Annotated in this window: 22 protein-coding genes; 8 read left to right on the top strand and 14 right to left on the bottom strand. The window is 41.9% G+C overall.

The genetic code is table 11. The features are described from left to right. Window positions 1–102 precede the first annotated feature (102 nt). From B0E43_RS21175 to B0E43_RS21145, 7 genes are all read right to left on the bottom strand, one after another. Window positions 103–534 (bottom strand): hypothetical protein, encoded by a 432-nt coding sequence (locus tag B0E43_RS21175; RefSeq protein ID WP_217349191.1) that lies wholly within the window; start codon window positions 532–534, stop codon window positions 103–105. A gap of 24 nt (window positions 535–558) precedes the next feature. After that, window positions 559–768: a GDCCVxC domain-containing (seleno)protein gene (locus tag B0E43_RS23225; RefSeq protein ID WP_077353375.1), complete on the bottom strand. Its 210-nt coding sequence runs from the start codon at window positions 766–768 to the stop codon at window positions 559–561. Beyond that, a complete protein-coding gene (gene merTP / locus B0E43_RS21165) occupies window positions 769–1368 on the bottom strand; it encodes a mercuric transport protein MerTP (protein ID WP_077353374.1) in 600 nt (199 codons plus the stop codon). Beyond that, window positions 1365–1733 carry a metalloregulator ArsR/SmtB family transcription factor gene (locus B0E43_RS21160; RefSeq protein WP_217349190.1) on the bottom strand — a complete coding sequence of 123 codons (369 nt, stop codon included), beginning with the start codon at window positions 1731–1733 and terminating at the stop codon, window positions 1365–1367. Before B0E43_RS21160 ends, merTP begins: the two co-directional genes overlap by 4 nt. Window positions 1734–1831: 98 nt before the next feature. Continuing rightward, on the bottom strand, window positions 1832–3058 hold the full coding sequence (locus B0E43_RS21155; protein ID WP_077353372.1) for a hypothetical protein: 1227 nt from the start codon (window positions 3056–3058) through the stop codon (window positions 1832–1834). Beyond that, the gene (locus B0E43_RS21150; RefSeq protein WP_077353371.1) at window positions 3055–3495 is read right to left on the bottom strand and encodes a Rieske (2Fe-2S) protein; all 441 of its coding nucleotides are present in this window, start codon (window positions 3493–3495) and stop codon (window positions 3055–3057) included. Before B0E43_RS21150 ends, B0E43_RS21155 begins: the two co-directional genes overlap by 4 nt. 12 nt (window positions 3496–3507) lie before the next feature. Further along, window positions 3508–4692 carry a di-heme oxidoredictase family protein gene (locus B0E43_RS21145; RefSeq protein ID WP_077353370.1) on the bottom strand — a complete coding sequence of 395 codons (1185 nt, stop codon included), beginning with the start codon at window positions 4690–4692 and terminating at the stop codon, window positions 3508–3510. A gap of 490 nt (window positions 4693–5182) precedes the next feature. Between B0E43_RS21145 and B0E43_RS21135 the strand changes: the two genes are divergently transcribed. From B0E43_RS21135 to B0E43_RS21100, 8 genes are all read left to right on the top strand, one after another. Further along, complete coding sequence (locus B0E43_RS21135; RefSeq protein ID WP_077353368.1) at window positions 5183–5380, top strand: helix-turn-helix transcriptional regulator; 198 nt, start codon at window positions 5183–5185, stop codon at window positions 5378–5380. Further along, window positions 5373–8369 carry a type I restriction endonuclease subunit R gene (locus B0E43_RS21130; protein ID WP_077353367.1) on the top strand — a complete coding sequence of 999 codons (2997 nt, stop codon included), beginning with the start codon at window positions 5373–5375 and terminating at the stop codon, window positions 8367–8369. Before B0E43_RS21135 ends, B0E43_RS21130 begins: the two co-directional genes overlap by 8 nt. Next, window positions 8362–9411, top strand: coding sequence for a YhcG family protein (locus B0E43_RS21125; RefSeq protein ID WP_077353366.1), 1050 nt, complete (start codon window positions 8362–8364; stop codon window positions 9409–9411). The genes B0E43_RS21130 and B0E43_RS21125 overlap by 8 nt, the downstream gene beginning before the upstream one ends. After that, on the top strand, window positions 9404–10702 hold the full coding sequence (locus B0E43_RS21120) for a restriction endonuclease subunit S (protein WP_077353365.1): 1299 nt from the start codon (window positions 9404–9406) through the stop codon (window positions 10700–10702). The genes B0E43_RS21125 and B0E43_RS21120 overlap by 8 nt, the downstream gene beginning before the upstream one ends. After that, on the top strand, window positions 10702–12312 hold the full coding sequence (locus tag B0E43_RS21115) for a type I restriction-modification system subunit M (protein WP_077353364.1): 1611 nt from the start codon (window positions 10702–10704) through the stop codon (window positions 12310–12312). The genes B0E43_RS21120 and B0E43_RS21115 overlap by 1 nt, the downstream gene beginning before the upstream one ends. A 122-nt stretch (window positions 12313–12434) precedes the next feature. Beyond that, the gene (locus tag B0E43_RS21110; protein WP_077353363.1) at window positions 12435–12782 is read left to right on the top strand and encodes a hypothetical protein; all 348 of its coding nucleotides are present in this window, start codon (window positions 12435–12437) and stop codon (window positions 12780–12782) included. Then, window positions 12779–13711, top strand: coding sequence for an MvdC/MvdD family ATP grasp protein (locus B0E43_RS21105; RefSeq protein ID WP_077353362.1), 933 nt, complete (start codon window positions 12779–12781; stop codon window positions 13709–13711). The genes B0E43_RS21110 and B0E43_RS21105 overlap by 4 nt, the downstream gene beginning before the upstream one ends. Further along, window positions 13698–14363, top strand: a complete 666-nt coding sequence (locus tag B0E43_RS21100; RefSeq protein WP_077353361.1) for a hypothetical protein — start codon at window positions 13698–13700, stop codon at window positions 14361–14363. Before B0E43_RS21105 ends, B0E43_RS21100 begins: the two co-directional genes overlap by 14 nt. Before the next feature lie 156 nt (window positions 14364–14519). Here B0E43_RS21100 and B0E43_RS21095 read toward each other — a convergent pair whose 3' ends face one another. From B0E43_RS21095 to B0E43_RS23220, 7 genes are all read right to left on the bottom strand, one after another. Beyond that, the gene (locus B0E43_RS21095) at window positions 14520–14741 is read right to left on the bottom strand and encodes a hypothetical protein (RefSeq protein WP_077353360.1); all 222 of its coding nucleotides are present in this window, start codon (window positions 14739–14741) and stop codon (window positions 14520–14522) included. A gap of 248 nt (window positions 14742–14989) precedes the next feature. Beyond that, a complete protein-coding gene (locus B0E43_RS21090; RefSeq protein ID WP_077353359.1) occupies window positions 14990–15253 on the bottom strand; it encodes a hypothetical protein in 264 nt (87 codons plus the stop codon). A gap of 137 nt (window positions 15254–15390) precedes the next feature. Further along, entirely contained in the window at window positions 15391–15564 is a 174-nt protein-coding gene (locus B0E43_RS23040; RefSeq protein ID WP_168171993.1) for a hypothetical protein, read from the bottom strand. A 1-nt stretch (window position 15565) separates the two neighbouring features. Continuing rightward, window positions 15566–17683: a copper-translocating P-type ATPase gene (locus B0E43_RS21085; RefSeq protein ID WP_077353358.1), complete on the bottom strand. Its 2118-nt coding sequence runs from the start codon at window positions 17681–17683 to the stop codon at window positions 15566–15568. Further along, on the bottom strand, window positions 17680–18237 hold the full coding sequence (locus B0E43_RS21080; RefSeq protein ID WP_077353357.1) for a DUF2911 domain-containing protein: 558 nt from the start codon (window positions 18235–18237) through the stop codon (window positions 17680–17682). The genes B0E43_RS21085 and B0E43_RS21080 overlap by 4 nt, the downstream gene beginning before the upstream one ends. A 147-nt stretch (window positions 18238–18384) precedes the next feature. Further along, on the bottom strand, window positions 18385–19833 hold the full coding sequence (locus tag B0E43_RS21075) for a multicopper oxidase family protein (protein ID WP_077353520.1): 1449 nt from the start codon (window positions 19831–19833) through the stop codon (window positions 18385–18387). A gap of 19 nt (window positions 19834–19852) precedes the next feature. Continuing rightward, a complete protein-coding gene (locus B0E43_RS23220; protein ID WP_254423474.1) occupies window positions 19853–20446 on the bottom strand; it encodes a hypothetical protein in 594 nt (197 codons plus the stop codon).

Genomic DNA, 20446 nt, shown 5'->3' with positions numbered 1-20446 from the left:
ATGCCCTTGAATTTGGAGCTAGGGGAGTAAATTGAAAATGCAAGATCACTTCCAAGCGACCGCTTGGAAATAATAACTACTTCAACTTAAATGTCCGGAAAATCAGGCCTTGGGCGGCTGGAATGGGGATTCGGGGTGTTCAGAACAGAGCGAGAAGCTGTAAAAACCTGTCTGAGTAAGAGTGAAAAAGGATTGGGTGGGTATCTCCACTTTTTCCATTAAAGGGGTAATAAAAATGGAGCCATGGGAACACTGATGCTGGTCATGGAAGGGTAAGTTCTTGTCATGCTCGTCATCATGGTGGTGGTCTTCTTCATTTTGACCGTCTCCATAATGGAAATCAAGAAATTCCAGAAATGAAGTTCCATCGTGTTCAGACTGCTCCTCGTAGTGTTCAAAAAGTACTGGAAGCTTTGGCAACTCACAGCATACATCCATAGTAGGCCCCAATGCCTGCATCAGGAACAGAAAACCTAACGATATGGAAAGAATGAATTTCATTTGCCTGCAAAGGAACACAATAATAGGACGCAAGGGTATTGCAAATCGAACAAGATTTTAGCAGCAGCTACCGGCATTTTCCTGTATTGGCGGACATTTGACCGTTCCATAACTGCAATACACACAACAATCTCCTTCTTTTGGTTTTAGCACCTTGAGGCAGTTTTCACATTCATAGAAATACTGACAGGCGTCAGTGGGCATGGTTTCTTCCTTCTGATGGCCACAATTAGGGCAGGTGATGGTTGATTCTAATATGATTTCCATTTATTTCTCTGTTTTATTGGTCACGGAATATCCCGTTGAGTTGATGGCTTGTTGTATTTCCTGAATACCTGTTTTTGTATTGTCAAATTCTACAACGGCATTGCCCAATTCATAAGAAGCAGCTACTCTTAGGATACCATCGAGCTTATTTACTTCGTGCTCGACATGAGTTGCACAGCCCTGACATGTCATTCCTTTGATTTCAAAATTTACGGTCTGTATATCGGACTTCTCTACGATGACCAGTTGCTTGTCGGCTTTGGGGTAGAAAATGTGAGCATAGAGCGGAAATGTTAACATCAGGGCTGCAAAAACCGTGATTATTGATAAGAACTTTTTTGTCTGCCAAAAGCTTGGTTTCTCATCATCTTCACATGCACATTCGATGTCTTCTGCTTTCCTGGCTTTAAGCTTCTGGTACCAGGCAAATCCCAACACAATCACGGTGATACTTACAAAAAAAGGCCGTGCTGGATCCAGCCAGGAGAAAGTGGACGCGATCCCGCTCGCACCGGCCACTAGAGCAAGCACCGGGGTGATACAGCAAAGGGAACTCACTAAAGCGGCTATAAGGCCGCTGGTTAAAAGGGACTTTTTCATAGCGTGGTAATTGAATTTGGGAGGTTAAACAAATCGAGCACTGAAGAAATGATTCGCTGACTTTGCGCTTCTACTGAATAAAAAATGGTTTGTCCCGATTTTTTAGTAGTCACGATTCCTGCATCCTTCAGCTTTTTCAAATGCTGGGAGACGGCCGGAACTGTCATACCCAAAATGTCTGATAAGTCGCACGGACAAAGTTCATTTTCCTGATTCAGGAGGTACAGGATTTTGATGCGAACCGCATTACCGGCAAGATTCAGTACAACTGCCAGTTCTAAAAAACCTTCCCCCTTGCTTTTCAAGTCTTCCCTGCACCTATTGATCTGGTCGCTATCGGCAAAGACACGGATGCATGTATTCATAACTTTGTATTTAAGCATTTGCTTAACAAAGGTATGGAGTGGAACTTATTTAAGCAAAGCCTTAAATACTTAAATTACCCCTTTGGAATACAATGCAGTTAAAAGTAGCTTGACAACCCAAATTGCACTCCCCCGATTTTAGCCGGTGGATTTCCCAAGATATCCTGTTGTTGCATGTACCGGTAGTTAAGTCGGATGACGGTTTGTGATACCGGTCTGAAACTGATTGCCGGAACTACTGCCCACAAATCATCAGAAATATTTCCTCCGGTTTCCTCGAAACTTCCCACGTTCCAGTCAACATATTCCAGTCGGCAGGCCAGACTGAATACTGCTTTATCAAAACCAGCCAGTTTTCCTCTCAGGATAGGTTGTACAATGTCTACGAACCCTCCCTTTTGCCGTTCACCAAATTGCTGACTATAAGTCTCAGGTACATCAACCATTACCCAGGCCCATTCGCCAACCAAATAGGTTTTTGTAGCCGAAATGGTAGTGTTGAAATCCACGGCTAATACATCCAGGCGTCTTTTGGCATCCAGAACGAGACCATCTGTCTCAAATCGGTTATAAATCTCGCCCATGTAGGAAAGTCCTAATTCTCCCACCTTGTTGTTTCTGACTGCTATTTTGCCCGTGAACAGGGGTTGCCCATTGCTGCTTTCTTCAAAGCGCAGGGCATTTTCTTTTGCTGCCGGAAGGAAAGTTTTGTTTTGATTATTACTGATGATGCTGTCGTCGAAGCCATTGGTCAGGTAGGCTTCATACCCAAAAGCCCAGGCCTTTGAATAATACTTGCCATATAGACCAAAACCAACATTGCTCCAGGTGGCTGGAAGCATTTCAGTCATGGCAATTGGCCGATCCACAAATTCCCATTTTGGACCATCATGATTTTGGTTGAACGCACCGATGGGATTCATTACTACTCCACCTCGGAGGTTAATTAGAGGATGGAAAATTAAATCCAATGCAGCAAATTCGATGGATATTTGTTTTCCGCCTTCCTCCAACTCAATCTCAGAGAGAAACTTGATTTTCCTGTGAATCGAAGAGGCCACAAAAAGAGTAAAGCGGGGGATACGAAAACTGTGGCCCTCAGTGATTCCATCTTGGCCCATGTATTGATAATCGGCCTCAACGTACCCGCCAATGGAAGCCGGTAAATTTCCTAATTGAAGAAAAGGACGATTGTATACTGCATCCATGTTCATGGTTTGGGTACCTGAAGTATCGACCGGTATTCTTTTTAACAGGGTACTGTCGATCTGGGCATTTGCAACCATGGCAAACAAGAAGACAGGAAGGAATAAATATTTTTTCATTTCAAGTCGATCTTTAAGATGTTTGCTTCAATTTGAACCGGAAAGGTTCGCAAGGGGTCGTCTGCCGGGCCATTTTGCACCATACCGGTATTAGTGAATTCACTACCATGGGCAGGACATTGGAGCCGGTCGCCAAACACCTGAAGTTCTGTGCCTTGATGGGTACACCTCATCCATAATGCTTGGTAGGCAGTCTCAGACAGCCGGAAAACCGCAATCGGGTATTGAAGTGATTCGTGATGCGCTATCACACTTGGCCGGAAGCTGGATTGATCATCCTTCGAATTCACGAAAGCATCCAGCGGAACTACCATATAATCTCCCTCAAGGCTAGCCTGAAAATACTTGGTACCGGCACACGAGGATAAACCGGAAATTCCCGCCATGATGCCAAAGCACCCCCATCCACAGGTTTTGATAAACTCATTTCTATTCATGGATTTGGAAGGTTATAAGGATTCAAGAAAACGGATCAAAGCAGCTTTATCATCGGCAGAGAGCGACTCAAACTTGGCACGGCTTGAATTTGCCTCACCTCCGTGCAGTAAAATTGCCTCCTCAATGCTGCTGGCCCGGCCATCGTGCATGAGAAAGTAGCTGCCTCCTTGGGAATTTGGAGAAAGACCCAAACCCCAAAGGGGAGGTGTCCGCCATTCGAAAGTTTCAGCAGAGCCTTCGGTTACACCGTCATCCAATCCCGGCCCCATATCATGCAACAACAGGTCTGTATAGGGAAAAAAGGTTTTATTGGACAAAGCTACAATATCAGAGGTTGGGGTGGTCCATTCTGGGGTGTGGCAATCCCCACATTGGATTTGGGAAAACAAAGTCTTACCCTGAATTATTTGTTGGTCATTTTGTGAGCGCTGGATAGGTGCTTTTAGTGTACGGAGGTAAAAAACCACATCCCTGACGGTCTGGTCGCTCACTTCCTGATCCACTTCCAATCCTGAAAAAGGGTCAACTGGTTCAAATGTAGAAGTGATGCCCATGTCCTGGTTGTACGCTGATACGGTCTGCTGGAGCAGATCGATGGTAGCTGCCTTTTTGCCAAAGCGCCCCATATAGCGCCCATTTGCATCTTGATGAAACCACTTAGGAACAAAATAAGCGGGAGGATTTACATAGTTGGGCACCCCGGAAATTCCGTCTCCATCAAGATCATAAGGGTCTGCATTAGTCAGGATCTGCTCATCTGTAAGGGCTGACAGCAAACCCAAGCCCGTGACGGCAGGTGGGGTTAGCTTCATAAATGGTGTTCCTTCCGGAAGTATTTCCGGTGTGTATCCTGGTATAGCTCTATTTTGGAGTTGAGGACCTCCGATAAGCAGGTTGGGAGGCGTATTTGGAGCCGTCTGACCAAAGCGTGTCAGTGTAGTAAACGGATGGCCTTTTCCATCACCAGCATGGCAACTACCACAGGAAGTAGCCACAAATGTAGGCCCCAGACCTGTTCCGGAGGAAAATACCTCATCATTGAAGGCAAAATCCCCGGCCAGAAATCGGGCTTGCTCGCTTGAGTTTAGCCCATCAATTGGGCCGTCTAGAATTTCATCCACTGCCGGTGGCTCGGGAATGATATTTTCACAGGCGAAGGCCAGACAGCCTAGTAGTATCAGAATCAGCTTCTTCACATTCTTATTATTAGAATGGTAAAAGTAATAAGTTAGACTGATCTAACATATATCTTTTATGATAAAAACTTTATTTTCTGAGTAGAATTTTTCCCAGGTTCTTGTGTGACAGTCAGTTGTTTTGATGGTGCGCAGTTATCTGTCCGATAACTTGACGGCTTTATTGGTTAATCGCTTGCACTTGGGGAGGAGGCTCATGCTACGGCTTCACAAAACGGCCTTCCCGAGTCCCAGGCTTGCCGGGACTCGGGAGAAGGGTAAGTGGAATGAAGCGGTAGCCGTGGGGAGTGAAAGCCCTTTCCTAGAGTGGAGAGAAAAGAGCTGTCATTTGGAAAATGGCACGAATGAATCGGAACGAAAGGAGTGGGCGAAACGGGGGGGGAATTTTTTGGTAATCCTTATTCTTAAGTTTACCACCAATAGAAAACATCTTAAAAAACGAGATAATTAAGATTTTCAGGCTATTTTGAACTTCTAATTTTATGCGGATATGAACCGAATAAAGGAAGTACTTGAGGAGAAAGGAATTAAGCAGGTCTGGTTGGCAGAGAAGCTCGGGAAGAGCTACAACATGGTCAATAGTTACGTCCAAAATCGTCAGCAGCCCAGACTAGAAGTACTTTTTGAAATCGCCAGAATTTTGGAAGTGAAACCCAAAGATTTATTGAAGGAGGATCTGAATGACTAAAGAAAATCAAATAGAATTGGATCTGATCAGGCAGCTGATCGATCTAAAATACGTCCACCGTCCAGACATTATCGACCGGAAAAGCCTGGAAAAGAACTTCAAAATCAAGTTTGAAGCACTCAATCGAATCCAACTTACCGACAGTGAATTTTTAAGATTACGAGAGGAAATTATCCAGCCGGATGTGTTTTCGGCTTCCAAACTTCTTCGTGAAAGACAGTATTTCCAAAGGGAAGATGGTACCGGACTTCACTACACCTTGGTCAACATCAAAGACTGGTGTAAAAATGATTTCGAGGTAGTCAGTCAGCTTCGGATCAATACCGAAAACAGCCAGCATCGCTATGATGTGATTTTGCTGATCAACGGCCTCCCGATTGTCCAGATAGAATTGAAAAAGCTGGACATTTCTCCACGAAAAGCCATGCAGCAAATCGTCGAATATAAAACTGAGCCTGGAAGTGGCTACAGCAATTCGTTGATGTGTTTTATGCAGCTGTTTATCGTCAGTAACCGCAGCAATACCTACTATTTTGCAAACAACAAAAACCAACATTTCGCCTTCAATGCGGACGAGCAATTTTTGCCTATCTATCAGCTTGCCGATGAAAACAACAAGAAAATCACCCACCTCCAGGATTTCACGGCAAAGTTTCTGACCAAATGCACCTTGGCTGAGATGATCAGCAAATACATGGTATTGGTAGAAAGTGAAAAGAAAATGCTGGTCATGAGACCCTACCAGATTTATGCGGTCAAAGCCATCATGGATTGTATTCAGCAGAATCGAGGAAATGGCTATGTCTGGCACACCACCGGAAGTGGTAAAACACTGACTTCTTTCAAAACTTCTACCCTACTCAAGGACAATCCGGATATTGAAAAGTGTCTGTTTGTGGTGGATCGAAAGGATCTTGATCGGCAGACAAGGGAAGAATTCAACAAATTCCAGGAAGGAAGTGTAGAAGAAAACACCAACACCGAAACCTTAGTGTCAAGGTTGCTATCTACTAACTATTCGGACAAAGTCATTGTAACTACGATTCAGAAACTTGGACTTGCCTTAGACGGCACCTACAAACGAAACTACAAGGAACGGCTGGAACCCCTCAGGGAAAAGCGGATCGCGTTTATTTTTGATGAGTGCCATCGCTCCCAGTTCGGAGAAAATCACAAAGCCATCAAGGATTTCTTTCCTAATTCTCAGCTTTTCGGATTTACGGGTACTCCAATTTTTGATCAAAATGCGACTTATAAAGTCAGGGAAGATCAATACGAATCCTACAAAACGACCGAGTCAATCTTTGAAAAGCAGCTTCACGCCTATACCATAACCCACGCCATAGACGATAGGAATGTCCTGCGATTTCATATCGACTATTTCAAGGGAAAAGGAGATCAAAATCCCAAGCCAGGGGAAGCGATATCCCAACAGAAAATTGTCGAGGCCATCCTTGACAAACACGATGCAGCCACTAATCAGCGGAAATTCAATGCGGTTTTTGCCACAGCATCCATTAATAACGCCATCGAATACTTTCATTTATTTAAAGAGATTCAGAAAAAAAGGACTGCTGCAGATCCGAATTTTGCCCCGCTGAATATTGCATGTGTTTTCTCTCCTCCTGCACAGCTTTTGGCTCAAAACGGAGATCAAAAAAATGCCGCCGATATCCGACAGCTCCAAGAAGATCTTGCTCAGGAAAAGGAAGACAATCAGCAGAATCCGGAGGAGAAAAAAGCTGCTCTGATGGAAATCATTGCCGACTACAATAAGCAATTTGGCACAAATCATAAGATCACCGAGTTTGATTTGTACTATCAGGATGTGCAGAGCCGAATCAAAAATCAGAAATACAGCAACAAGGATTTCCCGCACAAAAACAAGATCGACATCACCATTGTCGTGGATATGTTGCTCACAGGTTTTGACTCCAAGTATCTCAATACCCTGTATGTGGACAAAAACCTAAAGCACCATGGTTTGATTCAGGCATTTTCCCGAACCAACCGAGTGTTGAATGATACCAAGCCTTACGGGAATGTGCTGGATTTTCGGTCCCAGCAGGAAGCAGTCAACCAAGCCATTACCCTTTTCTGCGGGGAAGACGTAGGCAAAGCCAAAGAAATCTGGATGGTAGATCCTGCTCCGGTTGTCATTGATCATTACCAAAAAGCGGTAGAAGCCTTGGGCGACTTTATGCAAGAACACGATCTGGTCAACGAGCCTAAGGAAGTGTACAACCTTCGGGGGGATGCGGCCAAGATTGCCTTTGTCAAAAACTTCAAAGAAGTACAGCGACTCAAAACCCAACTCGATCAATATACCGATCTGGATGAGGAACAAAAAGCAACCATAGAGGCCATTCTTCCCAAGGATTACTTGCAGGAATTCAGAAGCTCCTACCTGGAGACTGCCAAGCAGCTCCGGGAAATCCAGCAAAAAGAAGGAGAGGATGCACCGGAGGATATCCAGCAACTGGACTTTGAATTTGTGCTGTTTGCCTCGGCCGTGATTGATTATGATTACATCATGGGGCTGATCGCGGAAAGCACCCAGCAGAAGCCTTCCAAGCAGAAAATGACCAAGTCCCAGGTGATCAGTTTGCTCCGATCCAATTCCAATTTGATGGATGAGGAGGAAGACTTAACAGACTATATCGAAAATCAGGTGGATTGGAGTACTGGACAAACTACCGATGAACTCAAGCAAAACTTTGAGAAATTCAAAGTAGAAAAGTACCACAAGGAATTGGCTGCCATAGCCCAAACTCACGGTTTGCAGACTGCTGACTTGAAAGCCTTTGTGGAACAGATCATGAACCGGATGATTTTTGATGGGGAAAAACTCACCGATTTACTGGAACCGCTGGAACTGGGTTGGAAACAGCGAAGCAAAGCCGAGGCTGCTTTGATGAACGACTTGGTGCCCCAATTAAAAAAACTGGCCGAAGGCCGTGAAATATCAGGACTGGCAGCTTATGAGTAAAGAAATTTCTACACCCCAAGGAAACTCAGACCTTCTCTTTGGCGAAATCAAACTGCTCATTGATCAGAGCCGGAGACAGGTGGCCCAAACGGTCAATTCAGCCATAAGTGTGCTTTACTGGCAGGTAGGTAAGCGACTTCAAAAAGAGGTCCTTCAGCATCAACGGGCAGAATACGGAAAAGAAATCATCAACTCCTTGTCACATCAATTGGTACAAGAATATGGAAAAGGATGGAGCAAGCGACAAATCCACTATTGCCTACGCTTTGCTGAAGTTTTCCCGGAGGAGGAGATTGTGCACACAGTGTGTGCACAATTGAGCTGGTCACATATCCGGCAGATCATTCCCATGGACACCGACGTGAAACGCATGTTTTACATCGAAATCTGCAAACTGGAACGATGGAGCGTGCGCGACCTACAGGAAAAGATAGACTCCATGCTCTATGAGCGAACAGCCATCAGTAAAAAACCGGAGGAAACAATCAAATCCTCTTTGGAAAAACTGAAAAATCAGGACCCGATCAATCCGGATTTAGTCTTTCGGGATCCATACTTTCTTGACTTTCTGGGATTGAGTGACACGTATTCCGAAAAGGACCTGGAAGACTCCATTCTAAGTGAACTTCAAAAATTCATTGGAGAATTGGGTTCAGATTTTGCATTTCTAGCCCGCCAAAAGCGAATCAGCATCGATCAGGTCGATTATTATATCGACCTTCTGTTTTACCATCGAAGGCTAAAAAGCCTCGTGGCCATAGATCTTAAGCTTGGCCACTTCAAGGCCGAATACAAAGGACAGATGGAGCTGTACCTTCGCTGGCTGGAAAAACATGAAACCCTGGAAGGCGAAAATCCACCCATAGGTCTGATTCTCTGCGCCTCCAAAAATCAGGAACATATCGAGCTGCTACAGCTGGACAGAGGAAATATCAAGGTCGCAGAATACCTGGTTCACTTACCCCCTATCAAAGTCCTCGAACAGAAACTGCACCAAGCCATAGAAATCGCCCAGAATAAACTGAATAAAGAAGATGAGTGATAGCTTAATTAATTCTGTGGAAACCAAACCGAAACTGGCACCAAAACTTCGTTTTCCTGAGTTTGAGAAGGATGGGGATTGGGAAGAAAAAACTTTAGGAGAAGTTGCAGAGCGTATAGAAGATAAAGTCAATGGTAAACAGCTAACTACTGCTAGTATTAGTGCGGGAATAGGCTTCGTGTCTCAAGCTGAAAAATTTAGCCGCGATATATCTGGAGATCAGTACAAAAATTACATTGTCCTAAACGAAGGTGAATTTTCATATAACAAAGGAAATTCAAAAAGATTTCCACAAGGTTGTATATATAAATTGAAAGAGTTCAAACAAGTAGCTGTTCCAAATGCATTTATCAGCTTTAGGTTTAAGCCAAATTTCATTGGGGATTTCTTTCAAGGTTATTTTGACAATAACTATCACGGTAGGCAACTTCAACAGTTCATTACAAGTGGTGCAAGAATGGATGGGCTTCTGAATATTAGGGCGAAAGATTTCTTCAGTATTGTTTTACCAACTCCCTCCAAACCCGAACAAGAAAAAATTGCTGGTTGCCTTTCTTCCCTGGATGAAATGATTAATGCCAACAAAGAGAAGTTGGAAGCCCTCAAAGCCCACAAAAAAGGGTTGATGCAAAATCTTTTTCCACAGGAAGGACAAACCATTCCGACCTATCGGTTTCCAGAATTTGAAAATTATGGGGAGTGGATGGAGAAAAAGTTAGGAGAATTATTAGAATTCAAGAACGGTATTAATGCTTCAAAAGAGCAATACGGCAAAGGCATTAAGTTTATAAACGTAATGGATATTTTAAGTAATGAACTTATCACCTATGAAAAGATTATTGGTTCAGTAGATGTCAGTAAGGAAATAGTGGAAAAGTTTTCCGTAGAATATGGAGATATACTCTTTCAAAGAAGTTCCGAAACTCAAGAAGAAGTAGGATCCGCTAACGTCTATATTGATAACAATAAAACTGCAACTTTCGGTGGATTTGTAATCCGAGGAAAAAAGATTGGACATTATGACCCATTATTTTTAAACGTCCTCCTAAAAACCAAAGAAGTTAGAAATAGCATTTCTTCAAGAGCAGGTGGTAGTACTCGTTATAATGTAGGCCAGGAAGTATTATCTACCACCAAAATCTTGATTCCTCTTATAGAGGAACAAAATAGAATCGCTTCTTGTCTTTCATCTTTGGATGATTTGATAAAATCCCAGACTAAGAAAATTGAGCAATTGCATAACCACAAAAAAGGCTTGATGCAGGGGTTATTTCCAAAAAATTTAGATTAATGACACAAAAAGAACAACAGCAACTGGGGCAAACCCTTTGGAAAATAGCAGACGACCTGAGAGGTTCCATGAATGCGGATGACTTCCGGGATTACATGCTTTCCTTTTTGTTTTTGAGATACCTCTCCCACAACTATTCTGAATCAGCCAAAAAAGAACTCGGATCAGACTATCCCATCTTGTCGGAGGAAGACAAGCGAACTCCCCTATCCGTTTGGTACGAATCCAATGAGGAGGACATTCCCGACTTTGAAAAACAAATGCGGAAAAAAATCCACTATGTGATCAAGCCGGAGCACCTTTGGAGCAATATCACGGAACTCGCCCGTACGCATTCCGGAGATTTGTTAGTGACTCTTGAGAATGGATTCCGCTATATCGAAAATGAATCCTTTGACAATTCATTCCAGGGATTGTTTTCGGAGATCAATCTGAATTCCGAAAAGCTGGGAAAAACTCCGACAGAGCGAAATAAAAAACTGTGCAGCATCATCCAGAAAATCGCTGAAGGAATTGCGGACTTTTCTACCGATTCCGATGCGTTGGGAGATGCCTATGAATATCTGATCGGTCAGTTTGCAGCAGGTTCGGGTAAAAAGGCTGGGGAGTTCTATACCCCTCAGCAGATCTCCACGATTCTTTCGGAGATCGTCGCATTAGATAGCCAAGAACCGGCTACAGGAAAAAAGCAAAAATTAGATAAGGTGCTGGATTTCGCCTGTGGCTCTGGCTCGCTTCTATTGAATGTCAGAAAACGAATCAAAGAAAATGGCGGAACTGTAGGCAAGATCTACGGGCAGGAAAACAATATCACCACCTACAACTTGGCCCGAATGAACATGCTTCTTCATGGCATGAAGGACACCGAGTTTGAGATTTTCCACGGGGACACCCTGATCAATCAATGGGATGTCCTAAACGAGGTAAATCCGGCGAAAAAGACGGAATTCGATGCCATCGTTGCTAATCCACCCTTTAGCTTGCGATGGGAACCCAATGATACTTTGGCAGAGGATTTCAGATTTAAGAGTCACGGCTTGGCTCCCAAGTCAGCAGCGGATTTTTCTTTTTTGTTGCATGGGTTTCATTTTCTGTCCAAAGAAGGAACCATGGCTATAATCCTTCCTCACGGGGTACTGTTCCGGGGAGGAGCTGAAGAGCGGATCCGAACCAAACTGCTTCAGGATAATCATATCGATGCTGTCATTGGTTTGCCTTCCAATCTCTTTTACTCGACGGGAATCCCGGTTTGTATCCTGGTACTGAAAAAATGTAAGAAGCAAGATGATGTATTATTTATCAATGCAGCAGATCATTTTGAAAAAGGAAAACGCCAAAACTCCCTGAATGAAAAGCATATCCAAGACATTATTGAAACCTACAAATTCAGAAAAGAGAAAGACCGATACTCAAGAAAAGTCTCCATGAAGGAGATTGAGCAAAACGGCTTCAATCTCAATATTTCCAGATATGTAAGCACCTCTCAGGAAGAGGAGCAGATTGATCTGCGGGCCGTTCACGCCAAATTGGCCCAACTCGACAAGAAAATCGAAGCCGCACAAAAAGCCCACAATGAGTTTTTGAGGGAATTGGGGTTGGCGGGGATATGATTTTCCACCTGACTATAATCACGGTATTTTAAAAAAGATTAAAACCAATAAAAATCCAGGATCTAATTCAATCCTTTCTAAATATATTAAGATCAATATCTTGCCTAAGAAAAAAGGACCTTATGAAACCACTAATACTAAAATTTGCTGAAAACAATGGTGAAGCAGATCTTGATTACTCTATTATCGAGTATTCAAAAACCCAAAATCTTTCTGTATTAACTGGCACTAATATTCCCGCTATTTCTCAAGTAGCACTGGGAACCCAAACTCACACAAGAGTTTCAAGTGAAGGTACTGACAATGACTATGATGGTCACCGGGGATTAAATTCCTTGCTCGAAACAAGTACTAAAAGCCTGTCAAACTCTGAAACCACTGACAGTGATTTTGACTTGGGCAACCTTAGGAACCTATTGGACACTAACACCCTAACAAAAATGTCTGAATCCAGCGACTCAGACAGATGATCCTCATAATTACACATAAGGAAGACTACACAGCTGACTTTTTAATTGAAAAGCTCAATAGAAAGAAAATTGAGTACTACAGATTAAATTGTGAAGACATTTTTTCTACACTATACTCCATAAATCCTCTTTCAAGCAATCCCTTGAATATTGTTGGGAATTCGAAATTTGATTCAGTGTGGTTCAGACGATTTAAGCTTCCTGCATTTGACGAGATCAACTCACAAGAACGATTATACTTACTTAAAGATTTTGAAACACTATTCAGTAATATTTTTGAAATTCTTTCTCCTAAAGTTTGGATTAGTAAACCAGAAAAAATTTATAGGGCAGAAAACAAATTACTTCAATTAACTGAAGCTCGAAATACCGGGTTTCATATTCCTGAGACACTAGTCACCAACAATCATCTCGAATTTCTAAATTTTTACAACAATCACGAAAAAAAGCTAATAATAAAGCCAATACGTCAAGGCAGAATAGAAATGACCGATGGATTTAAAAACATTTTCACAAATATTATCCAACCCGAAATAATTGAAAATATTCATGATTTTGACCTAACCCCGTGCATATTCCAAAAGCAAATCAAAAAACAGTATGAATTAAGAATTACAGTAGTAAAAAATAAACTATTTACGGTAAAAATAGACTCTCAGTCTAATCAAAACACTTCAATTGACTGGAGAAAAGAAAAGGTTCCGCTAATCCCGTTTACACTACCAACTGAAATAGGACTAAAATGTATCGAGCTTGTTGAAAAATTAGGACTTTCGTTTGGTGCTATTGATATGATTTACGATATAGATGGCAGATACGTCTTTTTAGAAGTTAATCCAAACGGTCAATGGGCTTGGATTGAATTGGAAACTGGTTTACCAATTTCAGACGCCATAATTTCACTTCTTTCTGGTAATGAAAATGATTAAAGACTATTTAAAGTATATAGGGTTTTGGAAAGTGCCTCAGGAATCTCCTCCAACTAAAGAGGAGTTCAAAAAGGAGAAAAAAATATCAATTGCTGAAAGGAAACTGGCGTATCTTAAGGAAATGGAGGCCAATCACATTGAGAGAAGAAATACAATTGAAACAAAAAATTCACAACTGATTGGACAAGCCAGTATTGTATCATCAGTTTTTTTCTTATTCATATCTCTACTTATAGACAGTTTCTCAGAAGTAAACTTGCTGGGTAGGATTATTCTATCTGTCATTTTCCTCGTAGTGCTGATACACTATTTATATGCTGTGATCCAAGCTACAAAGACCCTTGAAATAAACAGATATCAGTACCCAAACAGAAGCACTTCTACAATATCAAACAATAAAAAAGAAATAGATTTCATCAATGAAGAAATTCACGACCTAATATATATTGTAAATAAATCATCTGAACTTGACAACCAAAAAGGAGACAATTTACTATTTGCAGCAAGATGCTTTCAGATAGCAAATATCGGTTTTGGAATTTTGACGATCTGTATAATTATTATGACGTTTTTCATTCCGAATTCCTCAAAACAATCCAACGAAAAACCAAAAGTGGATGATCAAGTTTGTGCCACAACCACTAAACAATAAGCACTGGATCTTTCCTAATAGCGAATGCAAAATGGTGCTAAAGGAGAGCCCAAATCAAAAGTGTCCCTCTCGAAAACACTCCGGGTAGAGGGGTTCAATCTGCTCCAGATTTCCCACCGTCTAGCGATCATAAAAAAAAGCCCCGAAGGGCTTTTCTCAAGATTCTTCCGAATCCGATTCTTTGACAGAAACGTAAACTGTGTGGGTTTTTCCGTACTGATCCGGTTCTTTTAGCTTGGCGACATTGAACTTGACGAAGGTTTCGCCTTCGTACTCGAAGGTGTGGTTTTGAAGCTCGGCCATATTCAGGCTCACTTCCACAATGTCCATGTTTTCGACTTGCTTTCCTTTACCGATGTACTTTTTTGAGAATGCCATAGTATTTTGGTTTTAGTTAAAATTTATGCAGGTCATTTAGGATGGCCGGGAAAGTGAGAAAAAATTAGAATTTAAAAACTGGGAGGTAGTCCGTAGGAAACCCTGTTTTTAGGGAATTCTGCTGAAAGCCCCAATTTTTTGAAACCGACAGGCCGTCCGACCTTTGTGCATACAATTGGATAAAACCGGAATAGGGCATGTTAATACTTCGAGGATAAGGCAAGATGAAAAGACGGAATTAGCCAGAATCAATTGAGAGTAATCTCCTCAGCAAGTGGTACAGAAACCTCTCCTGGAGGTAAAGCTTCATAGTCAAATTGTCGATAGACTTCCCCATCAGCCAAAACATTCACGGTAGCCGAAAGTGGCTGGAAAGAATCATCGGTTTCTCCTCCCAAGTGAACGGCATTAAAAACTAAGCCCAGGCTATGGATCGGGGCTGAGGAGGTGGCTGAAATGGTTGGGACTTCTGGCTCAAAAGAAATCGTATAGGTATTGCCTTGTTCGATCACCTAGGTCCAGTTGAGCTCAGTCGGCTGATCCAACACTGGAGCGACAAAAGTAGATGTGCCGCTCAGCATTCTATGAACCGAAAAGGTCACCAAATTCCAGAGCAACTTTGTCAACCACTTACACACTTATCGGGACGCTACCGTATTTGTCCGTTTACAGCAATGGCCCGTTTCTCTTTGACTGAAAAATTGACAAGGGTATCCTTTACATACAAGTCGTATCGAACTACTTTTTGTGCGAAAAGCGAGTTGGTTACCAATAGCACAACAGGTATTAACAACAACTTCATATAAATAATACTTTTTATCATTTCAGGAATTTGATTTATTTAGTTTTAATAGGCTTGCATTAACAGCTACTACAATGGTACTGGCACTCATTAACACTGCACCCAAAGCAGGGCTTAATACAAAGTTTGGATAGAGCACACCTGCGGCAAGGGGTATAGCGATAATATTATATCCTACCGCCCAAATAAGGTTCTGTATCATTTTCTGATAAGTGCGTTTTCCAAAATCTATCATTTTTGCGACATCTCTTGGGTCGCTATTTACCAGAATGATATCAGCAGTTTCAGCGGCCACATCGGTACCAGAACCCACAGCTATTCCCACATCTGCCTGTGCCAATGCAGGGGCATCATTTACCCCATCTCCCGTCATTGCTACAATTTCACCTTTGGTTTGGAATTCCTTGATCTTCTCTTGTTTAGTGTGGGGTAGCACATTGGCAAAATAACCGTCCATTCCCAACTCATTACTTACTGCCGCTGCTATCTTTTCGTTATCGCCAGTAAGCAAAAACGATTTGATGTTCATTGTCTTTAATTTATTGATCGCTTGTTGCGACCCTTCCCGTATGGTATCCGCGAGGGTAATAATGCCAACGACTTCCTCGTCAATTAGCAAAAAGTTCACTGTTTCGGCATCTTGATTGATATCCTTTGGGATTTCAGGATAGGCTAAGCTCTTATCTTTGAAATAATTTGGTCCGGCCGCTACCACAGACTTACCCTTAACGGTTCCAGATACACCAATTCCCTGCATCAACTGGAAATTCTCAGATTTCCACAACTCGAGATTTTTGTCTTTTAGAGTTTGGAGTACACCTTTTGCAATATGGTGTTCTGAATTTTGCTGGACTGCTGCTGCGTATTGGATGATATCATCCCCAGTATATTTATCTGTCAGCGGAATCGTTTTTTGGACCCTGTGAGATCCTTGCGTCAGGGTTCCTGTCTTGTCAAAAATGATTACGGATAATTTCCTGGTGGTTTCAAAAGCAGTCCTGTTTCTGATCAAGAGACCATTTGTGGCAGAAAGGGTTGTAGAGATAGCAACTACTAATGGGATAGCAACCCCCAAAGCATGTGGGCAAGCGGTAACCATTACCGTTACCATTCTTTCTAATGCAAAGGCTAAATCGCCACTGTTGCTATACCAAAAAACAAAAGTCCCGACTCCAACAGCGATTGCAATAAAGGTCAGCCATTTGGCAACCCGATCTGCAAGATTTTGGGTGTTGGATTTTGCTGCCTGCGCATCCTGCACCAAACTGATTACCTTATTGAGATAGCTGTCTTTTCCGACTCCCGTAGCTTTGATCTTTAAAACGCCATCACCATTTATGGAGCCTGCAATTACTTTCGCTTCCACTTGTTTTTTCACAGGGACACTTTCGCCGGTGAGCATACTTTCGTTCACAGATGAAGAGCCTTCAATTACCAATCCATCAGCGGCAATTTTTTCTCCCGGCTTTATGATTACCGTATCGCCATTAACAAGTTCATCCAACTTTATTTTAACCGCTTCACCATTGCGTTCAATAGTCACATCATTGGGCAGTAATGCCACCAAAGACTGTAATGCTTTTGAGGCGGCCATTTGGGAACGCATCTCCAGCCAATGTCCCAGGAGCATAATGACAATCAAAGTGGCAAGCTCCCAAAAGAAATCCATGCCGGGAAATCCAAGAGCCACAGCCATACTGTAGAAATATGCCACCGAAATAGCCAGAGCGACCAAGGTCATCATCCCGATGGCTTTGGATTTTATTTCGCCAACCATTCCTTTTAAAAATGGCATCCCGCCATAAATATAAATGGCGGTACCCAATGCCATTAATACGTACCTATCTCCTGGGAAGGCAATGCTGAATCCTAGCCATTGCTGTATCATATGAGATAGCAGCAAGATGGGAATGGTAAGAATTAAACTTACCCAGAACCGTTTGATGAAATCACTTGTTTGATGCCCTTCGTGTTTGTTATAGTCTTTTTGGGAATGGTTTGAATGGTTTTGGGCTGCATTTTCATGATGGGAATGTTCTGAATTATTTCCTAAAGGCACCAAATCCATCCCACAAATAGGGCATTTGCCGGGTTCGTCTTTAAGCACCTGAAGGTGCATCGGACACGTATATTTTCTCACTTCTCAGCGTTTTTGAAATCAAACGAAACGCTCACAAACTCCCAACTTATCTCTATTTTGCCTTGGTTTTCATTTGTTTTAACTACCTGATATTGTAAGGATTCAGTGAGATTATCATTCTTTTTTGGTTGGACTTTTATCCTCATCAGATCGTTCTCCGAATTGTAATCATCCGCCAAATGCATATCCCAATCTTTACTAAGTATAAGTATCCACTCCTCCTCATTTGGAATTGTGAAAAACCCATACTTTCCTTTAGCAATTAGTTGATTGTTGATTGTTACATCTTCCGAAAATTCAATCCACGTAGCTTTGTGAGCACCAGTTGCCCAAACTTGTCCATAAGCGACCAGACCATTCCATATAACTCGCCCTCTTACGCTTGGCGAACCATAGTCTATATGAATATGGTTATCTCCAATCATTGCCATAGTTGATGTACGTGGACTTTTGGATTTTACAGTAGTATCTTTCTCTGTCTGATGATGTTCGTGTTGAGCTACCGCTATTAATGGTGAGAAAGCGATTAGGAATAGTATGAATAAGTTTTTCATTTATATTTTAGTTTAATTTTTCAAGGTTATACCATTTATTATCCTCTAGGGAACCTAAATAGATTTTCAATTATTTTAATAATACAGGTTTGGATTGATTTTCAAGAAAGTCAATTAGCATTTAATTTTGACGTCAAAATTTGTGTTTTATATGACTTCAAAGTTTAGCATCATTCCATCATCCTCATGTTCCAGATTATGACAATGAACCACAAACTTACCTTTATGCTCAAATTTCAGAATTACTAGTACCTTTTCCTTTGGTGCTACCAGAACAGTATCCTTCCATCCACTTTCCTGAGGCAAAATCGTGTTCCTGCCTCCTTTACGTGACAATATTTGAAAATGAACACCATGGACGTGCATAGGATGGGCTTCATCACCGGCAGTATTATCAAATTCCCAAATCTCAGTGGAGCCTAAATTCACGATTTCATCAATCCTGTCAGAGTCAAACACTTTTCCGTTGATTTGATGCATACCTAGACTGTTGTGGCCCATTCTCATGGTAATTTTAAAAGGTCTCGTTTTAGTCGATCCTGATAGTTTAGTAAAAGGCAAAAGTGTAGTGGGTAAAATAAAATCGTCATTTTCAATACCAGTCACATTGAAGCTCAAAATTTTGTAGGCCTGATCTCCCTGTGCTTCACCCATTCCTGAGAATTCCTCATTTTCGAGGTATATCATTTCACCCAATTTTACACCGGAAAAATCGACCAAAACATCAGCTCTTTCACCCGGGCCAAGCAATAGATTTTTCATGCTTTCAGGTTGTGGTAGCATGCTACCGTCTGAACCTATCACACAAAAATCCGATCCATTACTTAAAACTAGATTGTAAATTCTGGCGGTGGAACCGTTGAGAATTCTAAATCGGTAAAAGCGCGTTGAGACCTCCAGGAAAGGCTTGTTGGTTCCGTTTACCAAAATTGTCTCGCCCAGGAAACCTGTCATTACCTCTCCCATAGTTGGGTTATAGGTTATGCCACCGCTGGAATTAAGACGCTTGTCCTGGATTATTAACGGAACTTCATAAGTACCACTGGGGAGATTGAGTGCTTTTTCTTCTTCGCTTTCTACGATAAACAAGCCGGCCAATCCTTCGGTGACTTGCTTGCCTGTAAGGCCATGCAGATGCGGATGGTACCAGTTTGTCCCGGCCTGTTGGTTTACCCTAAATTGAAAATTAAAGGAGCCGTTGGGCATTATCCTATGATCCGGGTGACCATCCATAGCGGCTGGGATCACTAAACCATGCCAATGAATATTGGTGTGTTCTGACAGTTTATTTGTAAAATTAAGGTTTACATTCTGACCTTTTTGGACTCTAATCGTAGGCCCCAACAGTCCAAATCCGTATCCCAATACCGGTACTTCCCCACCATTTGCCAAGGTTTCCATACCAACTTGAGCACTCAGAGCTGAAGTAGCGTTGATTGTCTGAGGAACCTTCAATAGATTATTAAATACTCCGTCCAAAACATTTGGAGCTTCTCCTTCCATACCATGATCCATGCATGAAGTCAAAAGACTTGATCCTGCCGCAATGGCAACTGTACCCAATCCCATTCTTTTTAGAAATTCACTTCTGTTCATATCGGCTCCAAGATTGGGATTAATTAATTTTTTCAACTGTACTTCCAAAAGTCATCATAATTGACCCATAATATGGATTCTTGATAGAGCTTTCTTTACTAAGCCAGTTTGCACCTTTCCCACTGTTGTACATGAGACATTTTTGGTAATAAATGGTTGGTCCAGTTGTAGAAAGCTTCATCAACTCATACATCGGTTGTGAAAGACCTGAAGAATAAATGCGTTGATCATTAGCATGGGTGGACTCGCTCCATTTCAAACCAATTGAAAATTGAGGATTGGTAATCAATGGCGGAATAGGACTATTGGAAGTACAATGGCAAGCGTACTCCGAACATTTTCCGTTACACCCTTCTGAATCTTTTTCAGAATGACCCATAGCGCGGCAATTCTTGGTTTCAGAATCATATTTGCTGTCACAAGACTCGGTCTTGGAGCTATCGGCTTTTTCGCTGACAAATATTTCGTAAGGATTCTTGCAACATTCATCAATTTTTATCCGACTCCAAAGTTTGAAATCCTTACTAACTATGACGTCATGAAATTGATAGTCGTAGGTAATTGAAATGTTGTTGCACCCTAAATTTTTACAGACCAACATATCCTTTACCAA

Origin of the sequence: Algoriphagus sp. A40 (assembly GCF_002002735.1) — a bacterium.
Classification (GTDB): domain Bacteria; phylum Bacteroidota; class Bacteroidia; order Cytophagales; family Cyclobacteriaceae; genus Algoriphagus.
Note: the sequence above shows the minus strand (reverse complement) of the source record. Positions and strands in the feature narration are given on the sequence as shown.